The following is a 20,342-nucleotide window of genomic DNA, read 5'->3' on the forward strand; positions in this document are numbered from 1 at the left end:
TTCAGGGCGGGCGGCAACGCGCCGCCCGTCCTGAACTTATTCATGCTCCACTGCAGAACCAGGCGCGAGCACCGAAAGGACGACAGCGATGACGAACATGACAAGGCACCCCGCAGTGATCGACCTACTCGGCGGCACACCCCAGCGCGCAACCGTCGACACGGCCACAACAGTCACTGCACCCACGCCCCCGACACCGCCGAAGCGGCCGCGCAAGAAGGATTCCCGATCGCCCCGCCTGCGCTACATCGCTTCCCTGATTGTCGTGGTCGCGCTGCTCGGTTGGTTCGTCCTGCGTCTCCTCTCCGGCAACGACGAGAGCGCACAGGAAAGAATCACCAACGAGACAGACACCTCGGAAACGGCACCTACCCTCGACGTCACCCCGCCCGCTCTCGCCACTGCACCCACGACTGAAACCGACCAGACCGCATGCCGCACCGACCCTGGTGACCAGAAAAGCGGCCCCGGAGTCATCGCAGCGTTCGAGCACGCCTACTACGTCACCCGCTCCGGAACAGCCGTCCGTGCACTCACCACCCCCGACACCTCCCTGCCCACGAAGGAGAAGATCCAAGCCGGAATCGACACCGTCCCAACAGGAACCACACACTGCGTGCGCATCACACCGATCTCGGCCGGTATCTACTCCGTCGCTCTCACCGAAATGCGTCCCGGCCAGCCGCCCGCACAGTTCCCACAGACCGTCACCGCCAAAGAATTCGACGGTCGCTGGTTCGTCGACGTCATCAACTGAAACGGCACCAGTTCCACACTCGCCAAGGAGATTTCGTGAACACGAGAACACTGATCGCGGGCGATACATCCTCGCCCGTCATCTTGCACGTCCCGCACGCCTCACGCGTCATTCCACCCGAGATTCGCTCGTCTCTGACCGTCACCGACGGTCAACTCGCCGCCGAACTCGACGAGATCACCGACGCGCACACCGACGTGATCGCCCAGCACGCAGCGCAATCAGTGACACCCCAGCCGTGGACACTGCGCAACGACCTCTCACGCTTGGTGATCGATCCCGAACGATTCCCCGACGAGCGCGAAGAACTCAACGCCGTCGGCCGCGGCGCGGTCTACAACCGAACCTGCAACGGAGAGGTCCTGCGCAACGCCGACAACACCACACGAGATGCACTGCTCGATAACTACTTCCATCCCTACGCTGCCGCGATGTCCGACCTGGTGACGGACCGCATCGCCGCGACTGGCCGTGCCGTGATCATCGACGTCCATTCCTACCCGACATTGCCGTCGACGTACGAGCTGCACTCAGATGGACAGCGTCCCGCGCTATGTATCGGCACCGACCCACACCACACGCCGCCTTGGCTTGTAGAGGCTGCCTTCGCCGCGTTCTCCCCGCTCGAAGACATCGGCACGGATACCCCATTTTCCGGTACGTACGTACCACTCGACCGCTACAACACCGATCCCCACGTGTACTCGATGATGATCGAACTGCGCCGCGACCAATACCTCACCGAGAAAAGCGAACTCGTCGACATCGCCGCCGAAAACCTCGGCGCCATGCTCGGCCGTCTCGTCGACGCGGCAGATCGGGGGAGCCGATAGATGTGCCAGAAGTACCCCGGCCCCCGCTGCACCCCGCACGTGCGAGCGCGCCTCGACAGCGCCCGCCGCAGACTCGACGCCGCACAGACATTGTTCGACGCGAACCCCGCAGACACCCGGAACCGACAACGATTGGACACTGCGAAAACAAACCTCGACGCCAGATCCGCCGAATACGACGCGACCCCCGGTGGACAAACCGAGTTGCGCACTCAGCTCGGCGCGGAGGACGATCCAGGTAAGCGAGAAAAGCTGCAGCATCGCCTCGAAACAGGCAAAGCGCGACGTCAACAGCAGATCAGATCAGTCTCAGAATTCACCCAAGACGACTCGAAGGACACTAGCCATGACCGAGAACGAGACACCGACCCTGACACAGGAGCAACGCGAAGCGTTCTGGCGTCGCAGGGGATGGACGCCGGAACTGCCGGACAACGCACGGGCGACGATCGAACAGGAATGGGACGACCTGGCGATCGAGGAAGCCGAATCCCACGGCTTCTGATCGGTGACCGCGAGGTTGTTCCCACACAGGTCCACACGCTCGATACCGTTCGGGCCAGTCAGCTTCGACGCAGAGGAGACAGCACTCCGGACCTGTACGAGTTGACGTCCTCCGATGCCGATCTCTACCGGCAGCAAATGGAACAGCTCAAAGTCAGTAACCGCTTCGCCTCATCCGTACACATATACAGCGACGACGAATACGCAAATATGCGGCTGTTCGTGACCGACGACGGCCGTTCCGGCATCGCACTCAACGACGACGAAATCGTCTCCGCTTTCTCACATCGAGACAGCAAATATCCAAGCGCCGCGAAATCCATGCTCGCCGTTGCCGTCCAGCAAGGCGGACGACGACTGGACTGTTTCGACACAGCACTACCGAGGATCTACTCCGAGGCTGGATTCGTCCCTGTGGCCCGCCTGAAGTGGAACGACGATTACGCACCCGACGACTGGAATTACACCGTCTACAGCCGGTACAACGGTGGACGTCCCGACGTCGTGTTCATGGCCCACGACCCGACATCCGTGGATTTGCGCTACCAGAACGGGTCCGGACGCTACGTCGAATTGTATGACGATGGAATCGATGCGGTCCGTGCCCGACTCAGACGGTGAGAGATCGGCGGCCCTCGAAACCGCCAGTCGACTCGACGGCCGGCAAACCATCATGACACCCGAACGAACCGAGCTTGCTGTTGTACTGCGCGAGCAAGGAACAGCGTCGACGCCTTAGGCACCTATCAGCTAGTCGCGCGCATAGAACGGCTGCTCAATAGATCGAATTCTTGCGGCCGTTGGTAACTAGCATCATCGAGTCCTTGCGGTCGATCACTCTAGACGCGACACCTACCGAACTATTGAAGAAGACGAAATCGTGGTCGTTTCGTACCTTTCCTGTCGTTGTCACTTGGAAGACCATGAGGTCGACCGTTCAGGGGATGACGCCCGTGACGTTGACCGTGAGCTGCGGCGAGTTCAGTGGTGTGTTCTGGCCGCGAGCAAGTGAAGTCATATTCTCTCCTGGAGCGGTCGTTGCCTGTTTGGCCTGAGTCGATGGAGATTCGGGTGTGCCTGGGTGACTTGATGTTTCGCGCCGATGGATGCAGAAGGGGGCTAGCCGAAAATGACAGGGGGCGATCTGGATTGTCAGCCGGGAACGGTCAGCTCGGTGCTACGTGCCATCGTTTCGGTTTGATCCACGTTGCTGCGCAGAAAACTTTCGAGGCACTTGCCCTTGTCGGCGTCGTCGATGATGCGGAACATTCAGGGCCCGGCGAACTGGTAGCCATCCTTGACCGCACTCTTGACGGCCAGTCTGATATGGAAGATCAGCGCCTTGAGCTCACATGGTCCGACGCCGCCCCTCAACTCTGGCCAGTCCAGATCGGGACGATGGCCGTGTTCAGTGGTCATTCCGTCCTCTTCGAACACCATTCGGATACCGTGGGGCGGGCGGGTGTGACCGGGCCGGATGGCCTTTGTACGACAGTATTGCGGCGCTTCCGCTTTGGATTCTCCCAGTTCGCCGACTTCAACAACGTGACAGTGCCCCCCAAAAAACCGGGCCCATAGCCGTCACCGAAGAGACCGGCGAGTTCCACGGCTACAAGGACGGCAACGCGCCGGACGGCATATCGTACAACCACGAAACGGTGCTGGACGTTTGGAAGGAATGCCAAGACCGCGACGGCAGTTAGGCGACGAAACGGGCGGTGCCAGAAGCGATCCTGCGGCTGGCACCGACAACGCTTTACGGACGCAGTGTGCCATCGATAGTGGTGATGAACTCGATACACGTTTGCGCTGCATGTTTGATCGAGTCCTCAGTGAGGACAATACGAATGCCATCCAAGGCGATCAGATGGCGCCCCAGCTTCACCTTTAGCTCGTCTAGTTGTCCGCGCTGCTGCATCCACGTGAGCTGGCCGGAACCGTGCGCGACGGCGTTGCGGGCGTTCGTGAGTTCGATGATCTTCGTCCACGATCCACTCGGAACGCCGAGCCACTTGTTGTACGCGTCCTTCTGATTTGCCCAGTTTTGAATGGCGGCCTTGTGCGCCCCTTCCCACATCTTCAAGGCGCCCTCATGACCGAGCGTCGACATGACCGTATCCATCTCCGCGAGAAGTCGCTCGCTACTGAACGACTCGGTGATTGAAAGGAATCGGACGAGCGTAGCTTGCCGCTGGATCTGTGCACGATCGGAACCTGTAGGTGACGGAAACCGCCTGCGAGACGCACGACGGGACGTGATCGAGGCGATCGTATCTTCGTGGGCACCGAGGGTTTCGTTGATCAGGGTGCAGGACTGTTCGGCATCGAGGGACAGCGTCGAGCTCTTCATGGTTGCGCCGGAAGCATCAGACGCTCGAGACCGTTGTCAGCGATCGTCTCAGCGAGCTCGGCGTCGATTCGGCCTAGTGCCCACATGATCGGTAGTCGATGCTCCGGCGTGACTCGATCGCGCGCCGCCGCGAGGACGGCGCCATCACCCACCTTCAACTGGCCAAGTGCATCGGCTGCGTAGGCGGCGAGGATGTGGGATCCGGTCTGGACACAGTCGCCGAGCCATTCCGCCATCTGCGACGTGACCGGTGCCAGAAACGGGTTGGGCTGCAACGACGCGGCCGCGAAGGCGAGCCAGATCATTTGCCACTCGCTGAGCCTGTCGGACTTGACGAGGCCGAACATCCGACGGTCGACGCTGCTTCTGTCCAAGCTGTTCCGGGTCGCGAGATTCGCCAGGTAGGCCGCGATCTTCGGTGTCAGGTTCGGGGCCGCGTCGAGCAGGTCCTCGAGCCGGTTCATCGGCCGTACATCGCCGAGGCTGCCGAGCACAGGTAGCGCCTCCCCGAGAAGTTGACGGAAAGTTTGGCTGCGGTGGTGCTCGGGGAAGTTCTCCCACACCTGCCACACTCCACCGACTAATTCGTTGCGTTCGAAAGCAGCGCCGGAGTTCTCTTCGTCGTCCATTGACGGCGTGGTGTCGTTGATCTGGCCGAAATCCGGTTCGAGAGTTTCATCGGTGTCGGAGTACTCACCGTGCAAGAGCATCTCCGCGGCCTCTTGGAGGTTCATGGATGTGAGGATGCTGTCCTCGGCAACGGTGCGCCTGTTGAGCGTTCCCGCGTACGTATCGCGATGGTATGTATACGTTTTCGAGTCGTTGAGAACAAGTCCGATCTCGCGGGCCGCTGAGGTACACAGTTCCAACGCTGCCCGCGCCTGTCCCAGGGTGCTGCATCCGACCCGGAAGTCGTCGGCATAGCAGTAGGCGTCGTATCCGGCGCGGATCAGTTTGCGGCGAACAGGATCGATGTAGGTGTCACCGAGGACATCACTCGAGTCGTGCACCTGCGGGATTCCTACGCGCCCGCCCATCACCTGTCCCAGAAGCTCCACCAGGGCGGTGACGACGTGGAAGTCGCCGGTTTGGGCGATCAGCTCGTCGGCTAGGACATCGTGGTCCACGTACTGGTAGAAGGCAGTGATATCGGTGCAGTCGATGTAGGTGTTCAACTCATTGTTGTAGGGCATTGCCTCGAAGTCGGCGTGCGAGCCGCGCTGCTGCAACTGCTCTGGGAGCTTCACACGGAGACGATCTGTCAGTGCGCGGTATAAGACTCGATCTTGCAGCCGCCACATGTTGAGAGGTCGTGAGCCTTTCGTCTTCGAGGCGAGGACGACACTGGCAGGCTCAGCGGTACGGTCCTGACGTAGTGACGCTTCGATGATTGCGACGACTCGGTCGATGTGATGGGGAAGGATGCGCTGTTCGGTTCGGATCGGCAGCAGTTTCGTCGTGTACCCGAGTTCGGCGGTGACTGCTGCCGTGATGTCGAGTTGGTTGAGCAGGGAAGATGGCGTCATGAAGCGAAATTATGCCTGGCTGTCCAGGTGGGCGAGTTTGCCCCGCCAGCGTAAGGCTGGCGGGGCAACGTAGACAGTTCGGAAAGTGCGCTCGGTTACCCGGTGAGGTAGTCGGTATCGGAGATGTGGAAGCGATATGCCGCCGTTTCCAGCACACCGGTCAGGCTGTTTGTTCGGGATCTGCAGGTGACGGACGTGTTGTCGGCGTGTGAGGGCAGGATCGTCATCTTCGTGCCGATGGCGAGCAGTACGGAGTCGGTGGCATTGTCGGATCCGGCGCCGTTGGTAGGGTCCACGGCAAGAACGGCGAGAAGCTCGGTGAAGGCTGGCATGGTGATAAGCGCTACCTTTCTGCTTAGCCTTAACGCCGATGGCGGCCCCCCTGTTTTATACGGGCGAGTTCGCTGTAGCGGATGGCGACGACAGGGGCGGCCGGTGGACAGTTCAGGTTCGTCCGAGATCGGGCCCGCCTGAACGATTCATCCAGGAAGCACCCGCTCGGGTGATGCAGCCCGTTGATCCGTACGTGCTTCCGGATCGACTCCGGTCGGTGGTTGACTTCACCATGTCCATTCAGGGATCAGTTCCAATTGTGCACGTTGTTCGTCGGTGAGCTGGTTCTTCTTCGTGCGTTGGCCGTACACCCAACTTCCAAGCTTGATCTCATCTTCGATGTGGCTGTGGGGGACTTTCGTGTGGCCCTCACGCTTCGCGTAGTTCTGTAACGCTCCGTATTTCTGTGCCCATGCGTCAGCGCGCAGATTCCAGCTCCACCGGGGCAGCGATTCCAGCTTCGCGCGTCGCTCGTCGCTGAGTTCGTTCTTCTTGGTGCGCTGCACTACAACCCAAGAGCCGACGTTAATGCCGTTTTCGATGTGACTGCCAGGGATGCGGGCGTGCCCTTCGCGTCTTGCGTAGGCGCGCGCAGCCGCGAAGTTTGTAGCCCAAGCATCGACGAAGGGATTCAATATCCATCCAGGTAGAGCTTCCAGCTGCCGTCTTCGCTCGTCGCTGAGTTTGTCTCTGTTCGCACGTTGTTCCCGGACCCAGGAACCAAGCTTGAGAGTGTTTTCGATATGACGGTCAGGTACGCGCGCGTGACCTTCCCGTTCAACGAAGGATTGCAGCGCGGCGTAGCTCTGGTCCCACGCATTTGCATGGGGGCTTTTCCAGGTCCAGTCGGGAACGGTTTCCAACAGAGCACGCCGTTCAGCCCGCATCTTCTCTCGGTCCTTCCGCTGCGTCCGGACCCAAGAACCTAGCCTTACACCATTCTCGACGTAGTCGACGGGTACACGGGCATGCCCTTCACGGTCGACGAACATGCGGAGAATCGCGAGCTTCTCGGACCACGCGTCGGACGCTACTTCCCAGCTCCAACCGGGTACGGCTTCCAGTTGTATTCGTCGCTCGTCGCTGAGTTTGTCTTTGTTCATACGCTGCTCGCCGACCCACGAACCGAGTTTGATGTCGTTCTCAATGTGTTCTTTACGAACGCGGGCGTGACCTTCACGGTCGACAAACTTTTCAAGGATTGCAAAGTTCCGGATCCACGCATCTGTGTAGGGGTTCCAGCTCCATCCGGGTACGGCTTCTAGTTTTTTTCGTCGCTCGTCGCTGAGTTTGTCTTTGTTGCCGCGCTGTTCCCGAACCCAAGAACCGAGTTTGATGGTGCCTTCGATGTGGCCTTGAGGGACCAACGCGTGGCCCTCACGCTGAACGAATATGTGCAGGCTGGCGAATTTCTCCGCCCATAACGCTGCCCGAGCATCCCAACTCCAGCCCGGCAGTGCTTCCAGGTTCGTGTGACGCCCGGGGAGTAGATTGTCCTTGGCCTGGCGCTGTACGGTGACCCATTTGCCGAGGTTGATTCCGTCCTCGACGTATTTGTTGGGGACGTTGGCGTGGCCGCTGCGATCGACAAACACCTTGAGGGCCTCGTAACTGCGGTTCCATGCGTCGCTGTTCGGATCCCAACTCCAGCCGGGTAGGGCCTCAAGCTGTTCTCGGCGCTCCGAAATTAGTGTGTCCCTTTTTCCCCGCTGAATCGCAGTCCAACTGCCCAGGTTGATGCCGTTTTCGATGTGGCGTTGAGAGACGCGTATGTGGCCTTCGCGCCGCGCGAAGGCCTTCAGCGCGGCGTAACTGTCAGCCCATAAGTCAACGCGAGCATCCCAACTCCAGCCGGGCAGCGCTTCGAGCTGGGCGCGGCGATCAGGCGTCATACGCTCCCTGGTCGAGCGCTGGACGACAACCCACTGACCAAGCTTGATGCCGCTCTCGACGAGGTTTACGGGTACACGGGCGTGTCCTTCACGTTCGGCGAAGGCGTGGACAGCTGCGAGGCCTGCAGCCCACGCGTCAGCGAGGGGATCCCATGTCCAACCGGGGACAGATTCGAGCTGCGTGCGGCGTTCGGGGATGAGGCGGTCCTTGTTCGCACGCTGTGTTGCAACCCAATCGCCCAGCCTGATGCCAGCCTCGACGTGGCCCTTAATTACGCGGGTGTGCCCTTCACGTGCGACAAAGGCCTGCAGTAGGCCGAGGTTGTAGAGGAACGAAGAAGTCGTGTGCTCGATCATCTTGAGCTGGATAGACTCTGCGAACGCCCGGCCGGCCCAGGTGGGTAGATCGAGCGTGATCTTGCTCAGCTTGCTATCGCCCATTGCCCCGCGTCGACCGAGATCGGTACGAAGTGCATCTACTTCTTCGGCGAGAGTGTCGTCATGATCGCGCAGCGCACCGAGAACGTCCCACACACGGGAGAAGGCGCTGCCTGCTAGAGCCGTTTCAACGTCTTCGTCGCGGTTCAGGGCTACCGGAATAATGACGAGTCCACGGGACTTGTTCTCTGCCAGTCTGATTGCCCGGCCGACGGACTGAATAACGTCGATGCGGGATCTGCGGGGATCGACGAAGATGACGCCGTCTAGGGTCGGGATATCAACGCCTTCAGTAAGGCATCGCGCGTTGGCAACAATGCATGCTCTGTCGGATCCGGTGGTGTCGTGGGTAAGACGTTTCAAGACCTCACGCCGTTTACCAGCTGGCATGGTGCCCTTGACCGCGTGAGCAGAAACCTGCACGGTACCCAGGTTTGAGATCAACGATGGTGGAAGCGTGGTGAGGAGTCGAGCAAAGTTTTCAGCACGCGCAATCCGAGAGTGGTAACTCACCAAGCGTCGCGCTCCGTGTTCGGTCAGGGTGCGATATGTGGCAATGGCGGCGGCGAGCGTCGCCGCATCCGTGGTCGTGTCATCTTCGCTGTCCAACGTGAGAAGCCTACGGCTCTCGACCATCGCGGCGACCTCTGCGTCGTCGATGCCGAGAACCAGTACCCGGTAGTCGGTGAGCAGCCCATCAACAAGGGCCTTAGAGAACCGTAGTTCGTGAGCGACCGGGCCGAAAACAGCGGGATCGTCCATGGACACCACGTCGTGGTCGCGCCCATCCTTGGCGAGGGTGTCCTTGAGCTTCGTGGAGATGATTCGGGGCGTAGCGGTGGCGAACAAGCGACGGCGCGCATGAACCTTGGTGGCATCCAAAGCAGTCGCGAAGGCTCTCGAGGCTTTTCCAGCGAGATAGTGCGCCTCATCGGCAACCAACAGATCGAAAGAATGCTCGCTCGATTGGGCAATGAGCTCCTGCGCGGCCGCCACCACCGCAGATGAGTGATAAGTGGAGAACACCACTGTTGGCCACTGTTGCTCTGTTGGCTGGGTGCTCTCATTCGAGAGAAACACAGCAAGAGTGGCCGGATCCGTCGTGACGGGGGCAAGTAGCTCGTTTGGGTCGACGACGATGTCGTCGTTTCGCCCAGAGACGACGGATTCGTCGCTGCACACCGCAATAACACGTAGCTTCCCCTGGGACTGGGTTTGCCAGGCGCGCATGGTCTGAGCCAGAAGGGAGAGGCTCGGCACCAGTACCAAGGTCTGCTTAGCGCGGAGCAATTCCGCCGTCGCATGGCATGTCAGAGTTTTGCCGGTGCCGCACGGCATGAGTAGTTTGGCCCGCGCGTCCGAGGAATGCTCTGATTGGCTAGCCAGACAGGTGACTACGTCGTTGACGGCAGCTTCCTGATGCGGAGCAAGCTCGTGTCGTCCCTCTACAAGGGCTCTGTGCGCGGGACCGTGCCCTCGACCGGCTGACTCAACAGCACTGCGTAACTCTGCCAGGTCGGCCGGCCAATCGACGTCAAGCGAGTCCAGCCAGGATCGGTCGAGGATGCGCGTAGGAACCGACTGACGAGCAACAATCTTTCTCGCATTATCGGCGATGCTGTCGCTGCTGGTCACTACTAACTGCATCGTGAACTGACCGGTCCCGGCAGCGGCCAGGAACGTGGCGATGCCGCCCTTGCCGGAATACGTCAGGCTGGTCGAAGATGAGTAACCTTTCGCTTGTACGGCCCATAATTCGCCGTCGACCGTGCTGATCACCCGATCTATCCCGAGGTCTCGACCCTGTGCCTCGGGCCATTCTTCCCAACGCCATATCTGCCTGATCCGCGCTCCGAACTCCGGACTCGACCACAAAGCGAGGTCGGCCACATATTCGAACGCGTCACCAAGTGCACTCGTACTGGCAGTCTCCTCCGACAGCGTCCGAAGCAACCTGTCTAGAGGGTGGTGAAGAGTATTCAGGGCAGCGGCGGTCATCTCCTGATCTTGCCAAGACCCACCGACATGACCATGAGGGTGGGTACATAACTGGCGTGCAGAATTGATCCGGCCCAATAGTGTCCGTGACACCCTCGTTCCAGAATCGGGTGCCCCCGGCGTGGTCATGAGGCAAAAAGGGCCGTCGATAGCGAGCTTCGAGGGATTCGTAGATAACTTGTCGAACCATCTCAGAGTTCGTGTTTTTACGACGTTATCGGCTCGTTGTTCCGTTGGCAATCAATACTATTTTATGCCGCCGAACTAGAATCTCAGTTCACTCAGTGCGCTCAGTGCCGAATTACTGTCGCCGTGTGGTTCAACGTGCTGCCTTTTAAGTGGTCACGTCGGGCCAATGGATTGGAGCCCCATCGATATAAGTTCGCGGGGGTAGAAGCCGCGAACAGCTTCAAACGCCTTCGCTTGCGTCCTTGTCCGCTAGCGACGTTGTGAAGGTGTGGCGAAGCTGTTGCACCAGAGACGCTTTCGAGCGTTATCCACTAATTCTGGCTCGGCGGTAGGCGCGCTCGACTCGGCACTGATAGTCGAGCCCGTGATGCGCTGCGCTCACCGTTCTCGCCCACGAACGGTGCGTCCCTGGCACGAAGTTTCAGCCATGGCGAATTAGTGGGGAGGAACGGGCCTTTCCGGTACCAGGAAATCGTTGGACACGAAACTAGACGTAGTTCGTAAGGTCGTCTCCGAGGGCTGCCTCTCTTGTGAGCACTCGCTCTTCGTTTCGCTTGCCGTGCGGAGCGATTGCCTTGTCGTGCGTCCGGAGAATCAGTCCTGCTCTTGTGGGCTGAACGGAGGAGCTGTGACGAAAGACGATTCCGATTCGCGGCAGCATTGCCACCCTCGTCCGGACTTTCCGGTGAGCCACAGGTTCGTGAACCCGTCGGGCAGTTCAGGCGAACGGGTGGGCATCAAGGCGAACTCGAGCGGCGCCGCGAAGTGGCGATGTTCGGTGAACTCAGAGTCGGACAGAGGTTCTGGAGCGCCATCGAGGTAGGTATACGCCGTGATAACGGAGCTCCGGTTCCGACCTGACTTTCCTGCGGATACCGATAGGGTGTTTTCTCTCGCCGGGGAGGAACGCCTCGACCGACTCAAGGGTGCTGTCGGGGTTGGTTGACGACGTTCTGTGCCACATGAAATCGATGGCCACTTGGCTCTCGTATTCTCCTGTAAGCGTGTCGATTGCCGCAATTTGTCGTTTGGTCAGATAATCAGGTGTCTACCAATGAACTGGTTGACCGGCATTGGTGGTCTCTCTGCGCCATTTCCGTATCAGGCGGGACGATGTGCTCGAGTAGGACCGGCTACAAAGTGCATATGAACCACGATCGAGTATTGGACTTGAGGTTTCGGGTGTCTCACAGGCAGATAGCTCGGTGGTGCGAGTGCCCGACAGCGAGAGGGAGGAGGAGAGATCGCAATCGCAACCAAAGGATCGGCGAAAACTACGAGCGCAAAGGTAGCAAAACAGGCGCGTCGAAAGCGCTCACCGATGGTCGTTCGTCCAGTAGGACGAAGTGCATCGCGGCGAGCGCATTAGCGCGAGCTAAGGGTAGCAAGAAGAAGTAGTACCAGTGTAGACAGCCCGAAGTCGGTCCTTCGTGCTGTGCGATGGTCGGAGTACTTTCAGTAGCCGAAGGCGCGGTGAGAAGACAGGTTCCCCGAGTTCATGACTCTCAAAATGACCAATAAGATCCGATGTCTCAGGAGTAGTCATCCATCCAAAAGGGTGCGCGACGCAGCCGCCAAGCTACTTTCTACTGTAAATAGGTGATGATTTGAGAACGCGACTTGCTAGCGGAAGTTCTACGGGATGAGTCCGCGGTCAGGTGGTGAGACCGACAAGTTCGGGAACCGGTACGAATCGGGTTGGACTGTGCGCCATCTGTTGTATGTCCTGCATGGTCGTGGCTCATCGATAACGGTGGAGCCGACCGGAACTGCGGGCGACGGAGTCGAGTTCGTCTACGTGAATGGCGATGGCGTAGAAGAAGCCCATCAGGTAAAGAGGCAAATCTTCGGCGCCAACCATTGGACGGTGCGGTCACTACATTCTCTAGGAATATGGACAGCGGCAAGGCGCCACGTTGAGTTGGGACGGCAATTCCATTTCGTTTCGATTCTGCCCGCTGCGTCTTTGCAAGACCTCACAAACCGAGCCCGACAGGCCCCTGACTTGCAGGAGTTCATCGGTTCTTGGTTAACGAGCGAACCGATAACAAAAGCGTTCAACGAACTCTGTGCGGCCGACGTCTACGGATCCCCAGACACTGCATGGCATGCGCTGCGAGGCATTTGGATCGAATGGCATGACGAGCGGGATATACACAACGTCAACGCCGTGCTCTCCGGCTTGTTGCTGAGCGGAGCGTCGGAGGATTTGGCAGTGGTCGGACTCGGCGACCTTGTGCTCCACAACCTCGGAACCCCGCTCACACAATCCGTCATGGGGGCACAACTGCTTCATTACGGTCTGACCCTTGCCGGTGCCATTCGAAACAATCAACTCGCGGCAAGCATCGACGGACCGACTCAGCGCTGGCTAGCCTCCGTTGAACGTGAGCTGCTCCGAACGCCCATTGTGCGCAAGGAAACTCGCCAGCTGCGTGAGACCATCCTCAATCCCGACCAGCCGCAGCTCACTTTGGTCAGCGGGACTGCGGGGGCGGGAAAGAGCGCGGTGCTGGCCGAGACGCTCCGCCAGTTGACGTCGGAGGAGGTGCCGGTTCTCGCGTTTCGACTCGACCGTCTGGAGGAGTTCGACACCACCACCGAGCTGGGTAACCGTCTTGGCCTCCAAACATCGCCTGTTGCCGCCCTTGCTTCTCGCGCCGGAACTCGGACATGTGTATTGCTTGTCGATCAGCTCGATGCAATCAGTCTGGCGTCTGGACGAATGCCGAATAACTTCGACGCCATCGCGGACCTGGTCGGTGAAGCCAGAGCTTTTCCCAACCTACGGGTAGTCCTGGCTTGCCGTCAGTTCGACATCGAGAACGACTATCGCATTCGGACGCTACGCGAAACCACAGGTGGGACAACGATTGCGATTGCGAAGCTCACGGACACCGAGGTCGATACCGCTGTTGATGGCATGGGTCTGAGATCCGAGACGATGTCGAGGTCTCAGCGAGAGGTGCTGCGCTTACCCCTGCATTTGGTGCTACTCGCGAGCGTTTCGTCCGATGCAGACGCCTTGAGCTTCGAAACTACTGCGCACCTCTTCGATGCCTTCTGGTTGAGGAAGCGTCGCCTCGTTGAGTCCCGCAAGGCAGGCATCAGGTTTAACGAAGTGATTGTGGCCGTTGCCACCGCGATCAGCGACAACCAACGGCTGTCGGTGTCCGATGCGCTCCTCGATCAAACTGACCTTGCGCTCGACGCTGATGTATTGGTCTCCGAACACATCCTGACCCGAGACGGGAACAAGATCGCGTTCTTTCACGAATCGTTCTTCGACTACGCGTTCGCTCGCCAATGGGCAATGCAGAGGGAGACGCTCGTTTCATTCCTCACGACTCACGAGCAGGAGCTCTTTCGCCGGGCCCAGGTCCGCCAAGTGTTGCACCACCTCCGCCAGCGCGACCCGGACCGCTACGTGCACGAGCTGCAAGCAACGCTATTGGACCCCCGAGTGCGCTTCCACATCAAAGATGTGGTGCTCGGGCTGCTGGGTGACCTGCCCGACCCTACTTCTGCTGAACTCGACGTCGTTCTCGCTTACGGCGGAGCAGGTGGCGAAGTAGCGGCACGCTGCTGGCTGGCGGTACGGACAGGACCGTGGTTCATTCGGATGGATGCCGACGGCCGAATAGCCGAATGGCTGAGCAGCAACAACGACGTTGAGGCCCAGCAGGCACTCGAGATGTTGACGGCCGGCGTGCGGACCGCTGCTGATCGGGTGACCGAGGTGCTCTCGAACTTTGCCGGTTCGCCGATGTATGGCTCGTGGTTGCGACGGATCGTGCGCTTCGCTCAGCCGCAGACCAGTCGCCCATTCTTTGAACTGGTGCTTGCCGGGATTCGGTCCGGTCTGTTCGTCGCGCACGACAGCGATTTGTGGCTGTTCGCCCATACGCTGGCAGAAACACAACCCTTTTGGGCAATCGACCTCCTCGCGACCTATTTAGCTGAACGGCCAGGCGCCCTTTCTCCCGATGATTCCGGGACAATTTCGCTTCTCACAACGAGTGAGTACGAGGCAGCGGAGCTGATTCAGACTGCCGCGAAAGCGGAGCCCGGGCGCTTCGTCGAAGTCCTTCTTCCCATCATGCTTGAGATCACCGCAGCCACCATGTCCGACCAGGGCAGTTCCGGTTTTCCATCGGATCCTCATTTCTCCTACGCCGACAAGGATTTGGCTGCCGACTCCGAGTTGGATGACACGCTTTACAACGCGATGCTAGAAGCAATCGCGGTGGTCGTTCGTCAAGATCCGATATCAGCACGCACGATGCTCGAAAGGCTCGCGGCGATGGAATCGGCCAGCGCGCAAATTCTGCTGTATTCCGGTCTCGTCGCGGGAGGCCCGGCTCATGCGTCCTGGGCGGCGGTGCTGTTACTACAGGGCACCCCGCGCCTGCTCGCCGGTGATTTATGGGACGACACCAAAGCCACTCGCCAACTGCTTTCTGCGATCACCCCACACCTGAATAACGATGAGCATCGCGCTGTCGAGGCCTGCGTTCGCGACCTACGCCTGCCGGCAGAAGAGCGAGGAGCTGGAAGCCATGCGTTCTCATTGTTGTCAGCGCTGGACGAAGATCGACTCACCGAAGCCGGACGGCGCAGACTCGGTGAATATAGAAGGAAGTTCGGCGTCGAAAAGTTTGAAGCGCCAAGAGGTATGAGCGCCGGCTCGTTACTTTCACCCATCCCATCACACGCGGTATCGCATATGACAGATCGAAACTGGCTACAGGCGATGACCCGCTACGACGTCGACACACATGACTGGGACACGTTCACCGGGGGAGCGAGAGAACTGGCAACCGAACTGTTCAAGGAAACCAAGGCAAACCCAGTCAGATTTGCACGGTTGGCATTGCAACTGCCAACCGACTCCAACTCTGAATATGCAACTTCTATATTGAGGGGTCTGGGCGAGCAGTCGGTTGCACCCGACGACCAGGAGGTTGTGTTCGACTGCGTTCGCCACCTCGCCAAGCCCGGTCAGTCCGATCAAGATCGCCGGCTCGGGTGGGCACTACGGCTCTACCTCAACACGACACCTCTCGATTTGGTCGAGCTCCTCGTCGCGCGACTACTCTCCGCAAAAGATCCACAGTCGGACAACAGTTTCCACTCGTCGAATGAACGTCGACCCGGATATCGGCTTCGTCAAGCTGGGATGAACAGCGCACGGGGCAGCCTCGCTGAGTCGCTCGGCAATCTGATTGCTCGCGACGTCGACGGTTCGCGTACCGCATTGGTGACTCCGTATTTACAGCGTATTGTTGCCGACCCTGTGACGTCGGTGAGGTCCCAAGTCGCGCACCTGGTGGCAGCCGTGCTCCGCTTCGATCGGCCCGCATCAGTCGAAGCCTTCGAGCCCCTGATCGCCTCCGACGACGAACTGCTCACCTCCGACTACGTAATTAAGCTCATGATGTATATCGGAAATGGAGGGCGAGTCGATCTGGTGCTACCCGTCATCGTTCGGATGCTTGCGTCTGCGGACCTCGGTGTTCGGGAACGAGGTGGGCTGATGGCAGTGCACGCCGGATTGCAATGGCATGATCCCGGTCCACTCAGCGTCATACTTGCAGGGACCGATACCCCGTCCCGTGTCGGAGCTGCACGGGCTTGCGCACACAGCCTGGCAGCATCTCGCGATACAGCACTTGCTTCGTCTGCGTTGCTTTCCTTCTTCGATGACCCGGACCCACTTGTACGGAAAGCGGCCGCCGAACTTGCGGGAGCGATGCGCGAACATGCACTCCGTCCTATCGCGAGCGTCATACGCGGCCTGATCGAATCAGCTGCGTACGAGCCTGCGACACCCCAGCTTTTCATTACCATTCAGCGTGCACCGGATCGCGTTGACGATCTGGCGCTAGCCAGCGCTCAGCGCTTCGTCGATCGCTTTGGGGCAGCCGCGGGCGATCTCAGCACCCACGCAGCAGCAGATGCGCGCTATGTGTGCGAACTAGTAACACGTGGTCTGGCACAAGCTCGCGATGCCGACCACCGATCAGCGCTGCTTGATGTCATCGACAACTTGATGCTGAACGGGGCGTATGGAGTCGACGAAGCCGTCGAAATTGCAGCTCGGTAACAGTTGTGAACATCCTTGAAGATGCCGATCGGTGTCCGGACGGTGAAAGTGCCATCGCCCGTTCGCCCAGCATGGGACTTTATGACTGAAGGACGGCATCTTGTTACGCGCGGATACCCACCACTCGTTCGACAAACCGGACTGACCGATCGACAGTGCCGCGAACTACGAGACCAGCTCGTCGCCATCTTCCAGTCCATCACCCGCTCATCAAAGGCGGCTTCCTTCTCGACCCGGTGGGGCCACAGCTCGAGAGCTGTCACGCGCAATGCGTACTGATCAAGCCCACTTTTGGTTGCCCGTTTCCAATACTGGACTTCTCCATACCGAATCGAGGTCTTGGCCCCGTGGCTTGAGCGGAGTCCCGAGCTCAGGCAAGGAACCCAATTTGACGGTCCCGGCGTTGCTGAACGAGTTCGGAGATGCGGATATGGCCGCTCCGACCTAACGAATCCATGAGCCGCTGCCCGGCTTCCACTGTGGTGAGATCGCCGCTTTCTAACGCCAGAGCGATGATCGCCGGGGCACGCTCGACCAGGCTATATCGACTTAACGTGCCCTGGTTCGGTGCGAGTAGTAGTGATTCAAGGATTTTTACGGTTGACGCCGGATCTTTCGAGGCAGCGGTTTCGAGATGTTCGGCGAGCAATCCTCTTGCATCGAAGGATGGAGCAAGGACGGCCCGGCCCAAGCGAGGTAGCCACCAGTCAACCCCAAATTTCTCCGATACGACCCACCAGAAGAACTCCGCAAGCTCATCGACGTGCGATGCACCAGCTTCGACCACATCCTCGCGGCTGTCCCATAGTGACTGCGCTCGAACCAGCGCCTCTTGCGGAACATCCTCCGAGTGCATCAGGGTCCATCCCAGGTGGCCGAGAACCCGGGCGCGCGCCGTCACTGGTGCCTCGGTGAAGAATTGATCAACCAATGGGGAATTCAATTCGAACTCGCCCCGAATCACTAAAAGCACCAGATGATCACCTAATGATTCGAGCGGAGTGCGATCTGTGCGCCACCCGACGGTCAACTCCTCGCCACGCGCCGAACGGGCAATGAGCTGCGATTCTGCACTGGTTAAAGCGTCGATGAGACGTTTGGAGGTGCTGTAAATACTCAGGGTAGTCGACAGCACGACGTCGCCAAAGGAATCGATTGACAATAGAAGATTCGCGTGCGAATTCACCCAGTCGGGAGCCACCCAAATCAATCGTCCCAATTCTTCACCGAAGGCGGCAGCGACGGCGAGGCTCTCGTCTCGAATCGGCGTGAGGCGGCGCGATAATAGTTTCGAGACCATGAGAACAACCTCGCTGGGTTCGTCGTCCCCGCGATCGTGAGAATCGAAACTTTTCGCAGCGACTCTCACTAGGGCACGGATGGCGCTTGGCCTGGTCGTGTTCAGCGACAGTGTTAGTGGATCCATGTTGGAGCCTCCTTCTGCCGACTCCCTTTGAGGTGTTGGATCGGAGTGCGCAAGCACCGGAGCGACGACCTCAATAGCGGTCTTCAGTAGCGCAGGCGGAATGGTCGCCTCGGTATCGAGTGATGCGCCGGCCTCGACTAAATTGCATATCTCCCGTTGTAGATAACCCAGGACGTCATAGGGTCCGTCAACGCCGTCGAGGGCATGCGCTGGATCGTTTTTCACCAGAGTGAACGACGCACACAGGTCGAGCACGCTCGCCCAGTCGAGCGTCTCGTTATCCTTCAGGGTCTCGCGTAGGCCGGACAGCAATGCTCGAACATATTCTGGATTTGACTGCTTGAAGTCGGTCGCAGCCCGAGAAAAAACTGCAGGCCGAGACCGCACCAGGGAGGCCAGTACTTGGCCGAGTCCTTCCCGGGTTGGGCCGTGTGGTCCAGGAGCGTCGGGTTCCCAACCTGCGAGGAACTGAACTATCTGCGGGATTGTGCGCTCCGAGAGTTCTTCCTGGGTGACTGGACTGATCGACCCCACTCTCGTCACAGACGACGACCAGCTGGCGAACTGGCTGTGCTCGGGTGCTCCGTAGCGCTCGACCAGCGAGGCCAATCTCTGCTTGCACGGTGATCTAAGCGAGTTTGTGCCAATGGCACTTAACCAAGTGAGCTGCCATATATCCTGGTGGCGCTGAATCGCCTCATCGTCTGATTCGTCCTCTAATCGTCGGCTAAGCACAAACTCACGGACCGATTCGTCTATGGGAGGGCACCCGAGAATGAGGTCCGCCCACCGAGCCCAGACGTCGGCATGAACGTGTGGCAACGCCACACTGGCCAGTTGTGAGTACTCCCGCCGGTAGCCGGTATCGAGTAGCTCCTCGTCGAGGAGTCGACCTTGCGCCAAGATGAGTGCTTCCTCGTCACCTGCCACACGCGCCGAAAGCACGCAGAGAGCAATCCGTCGGAGTAGCGGTACGCCGCCTCGTTCAAGCGTCTTGATGATCTCGGTCGGTGAGGTTCCGCCAGACTGCATCTGGTCCAACGCAATATTCCGAACGCAATCGGTCAGAGCGTCCCCAATTTCCTCAAACCGATGATTCTGCGAGTGATCGCTGATCGATGCTCGCCAGATATAGCTATAGTCCGCCCCAGTGTCAGAGTTGGAGTTTCCTGACGCCTTCTGCTGTAGCTCCAACCAGACGGCAGCCATTTGGAGAATGCGACCGTCTGGATCCTTCTGAAGGGCTGCGACTACGCGCGTCAGTGCCTCGTCATACCAGTGCCGGTCAATTCCGGCCTCAACATTGCGGCTCCCGATCCCCGCCGCGCCTTCCTCCGCACCACGAGGCCTCAGCAGAGCCTGAGCGAGTAAAGTTGCCTTTTTATATTGGCTCCCTGAGGCCAGAGACTCGATAAGCGATACGACTTCGAGGCCGTCGCGAAGACCAGCCGAAGACTCGTTGACGAATTTCGCGATAATCCTTACGAGCGTTGCAGCGTCCTCTGAAGGCATACCGATCGCGGCGCGCACGACAAGTTCGTGAATGTATGGGTTCTGGCTCCCCGTAGCGACACGAGTGAGGATCTTTGCGACTTTCGCGGGGGCAACTTGTGCCATACGGGACAGGTATTCACCCTCAGGCCAGGGAATCCAGCGAAGGTATCCGTTACTGTCAGATTCTTGCTTCGGCGGAGTGTTGAACACCTCCTTCTTGTCGAGGGGATCGACCCAGAGGGGATTGTTTAGTCGCTCGTAGAACACTCGTCGGTGTTGAAGGTCGCCGATTCGGGACAGCGCCTGATCGACCAATGCGGTGCTAGGCGCCTTCCATCCTTGGTTCGAATCCGCGTCAGTCATTCTGTCTCCTCGAATTCGTCTCGTTCGTTTGCAGCTTCCAAGAGATCGAGAAGCTCTGTCGACGGCCATCGTAAGCTCCCCACTGGCGGCCATTTATGGCGCATTTTGTGGCCATGGTTTCTCCCCGCGTACG

The 20,342-nt window shown here is 59.3% G+C and carries 12 protein-coding genes; 5 read left to right on the forward strand and 7 right to left on the reverse strand.

The features are described from left to right. Positions 1–88: 88 nt before the first annotated feature. The 4 genes from AC1Q6C_RS29980 to AC1Q6C_RS29995 all read left to right on the forward strand — a co-directional run bounded on the left by AC1Q6C_RS29980 (position 89) and on the right by AC1Q6C_RS29995 (position 2,715). A complete protein-coding gene (locus AC1Q6C_RS29980) occupies positions 89–757 on the forward strand; it encodes a DUF8176 domain-containing protein (protein ID WP_492666980.1) in 669 nt (222 codons plus the stop codon). Positions 758–792: 35 nt separating this feature from the next. Next, positions 793–1,590: an N-formylglutamate amidohydrolase gene (locus AC1Q6C_RS29985; RefSeq protein ID WP_492666981.1), complete on the forward strand. Its 798-nt coding sequence runs from the start codon at positions 793–795 to the stop codon at positions 1,588–1,590. A gap of 346 nt (positions 1,591–1,936) precedes the next feature. Next, complete coding sequence (locus AC1Q6C_RS29990) at positions 1,937–2,095, forward strand: hypothetical protein (protein ID WP_492666982.1); 159 nt, start codon at positions 1,937–1,939, stop codon at positions 2,093–2,095. Further along, the gene (locus AC1Q6C_RS29995) at positions 2,050–2,715 is read left to right on the forward strand and encodes a hypothetical protein (RefSeq protein ID WP_492666983.1); all 666 of its coding nucleotides are present in this window, start codon (positions 2,050–2,052) and stop codon (positions 2,713–2,715) included. Before AC1Q6C_RS29990 ends, AC1Q6C_RS29995 begins: the two co-directional genes overlap by 46 nt. Positions 2,716–2,869: 154 nt before the next feature. Here AC1Q6C_RS29995 and AC1Q6C_RS30000 read toward each other — a convergent pair whose 3' ends face one another. From AC1Q6C_RS30000 to AC1Q6C_RS30025, 6 genes are all read right to left on the reverse strand, one after another. Further along, positions 2,870–3,019, reverse strand: coding sequence for a hypothetical protein (locus AC1Q6C_RS30000; RefSeq protein WP_492666984.1), 150 nt, complete (start codon positions 3,017–3,019; stop codon positions 2,870–2,872). 344 nt (positions 3,020–3,363) lie between these two features. After that, positions 3,364–3,513 (reverse strand): hypothetical protein, encoded by a 150-nt coding sequence (locus AC1Q6C_RS30005; protein WP_492666985.1) that lies wholly within the window; start codon positions 3,511–3,513, stop codon positions 3,364–3,366. Positions 3,514–3,850: 337 nt separating this feature from the next. Then, the gene (locus AC1Q6C_RS30010; protein ID WP_492666986.1) at positions 3,851–4,204 is read right to left on the reverse strand and encodes a hypothetical protein; all 354 of its coding nucleotides are present in this window, start codon (positions 4,202–4,204) and stop codon (positions 3,851–3,853) included. 236 nt (positions 4,205–4,440) lie between these two features. Continuing rightward, positions 4,441–5,970: an RNA-directed DNA polymerase gene (locus AC1Q6C_RS30015; RefSeq protein WP_492666987.1), complete on the reverse strand. Its 1,530-nt coding sequence runs from the start codon at positions 5,968–5,970 to the stop codon at positions 4,441–4,443. Positions 5,971–6,065: 95 nt separating this feature from the next. After that, positions 6,066–6,302, reverse strand: coding sequence for a hypothetical protein (locus tag AC1Q6C_RS30020; protein WP_492666988.1), 237 nt, complete (start codon positions 6,300–6,302; stop codon positions 6,066–6,068). Between the two features lie 228 nt (positions 6,303–6,530). Continuing rightward, the gene (locus AC1Q6C_RS30025) at positions 6,531–10,631 is read right to left on the reverse strand and encodes a DEAD/DEAH box helicase (protein WP_492666989.1); all 4,101 of its coding nucleotides are present in this window, start codon (positions 10,629–10,631) and stop codon (positions 6,531–6,533) included. Between the two features lie 2,359 nt (positions 10,632–12,990). Here AC1Q6C_RS30025 and AC1Q6C_RS30030 point away from each other — a divergent pair. Further along, positions 12,991–16,926 (forward strand): NACHT domain-containing protein, encoded by a 3,936-nt coding sequence (locus AC1Q6C_RS30030; protein ID WP_492666990.1) that lies wholly within the window; start codon positions 12,991–12,993, stop codon positions 16,924–16,926. Positions 16,927–17,296: 370 nt separating this feature from the next. Here AC1Q6C_RS30030 and AC1Q6C_RS30035 read toward each other — a convergent pair whose 3' ends face one another. Next, positions 17,297–20,209, reverse strand: coding sequence for a hypothetical protein (locus tag AC1Q6C_RS30035; RefSeq protein ID WP_492666991.1), 2,913 nt, complete (start codon positions 20,207–20,209; stop codon positions 17,297–17,299). Between the last annotated feature and the right edge of the window lie 133 nt (positions 20,210–20,342).

It is taken from the genome of Rhodococcus sp. MT28 (assembly GCF_058792695.1).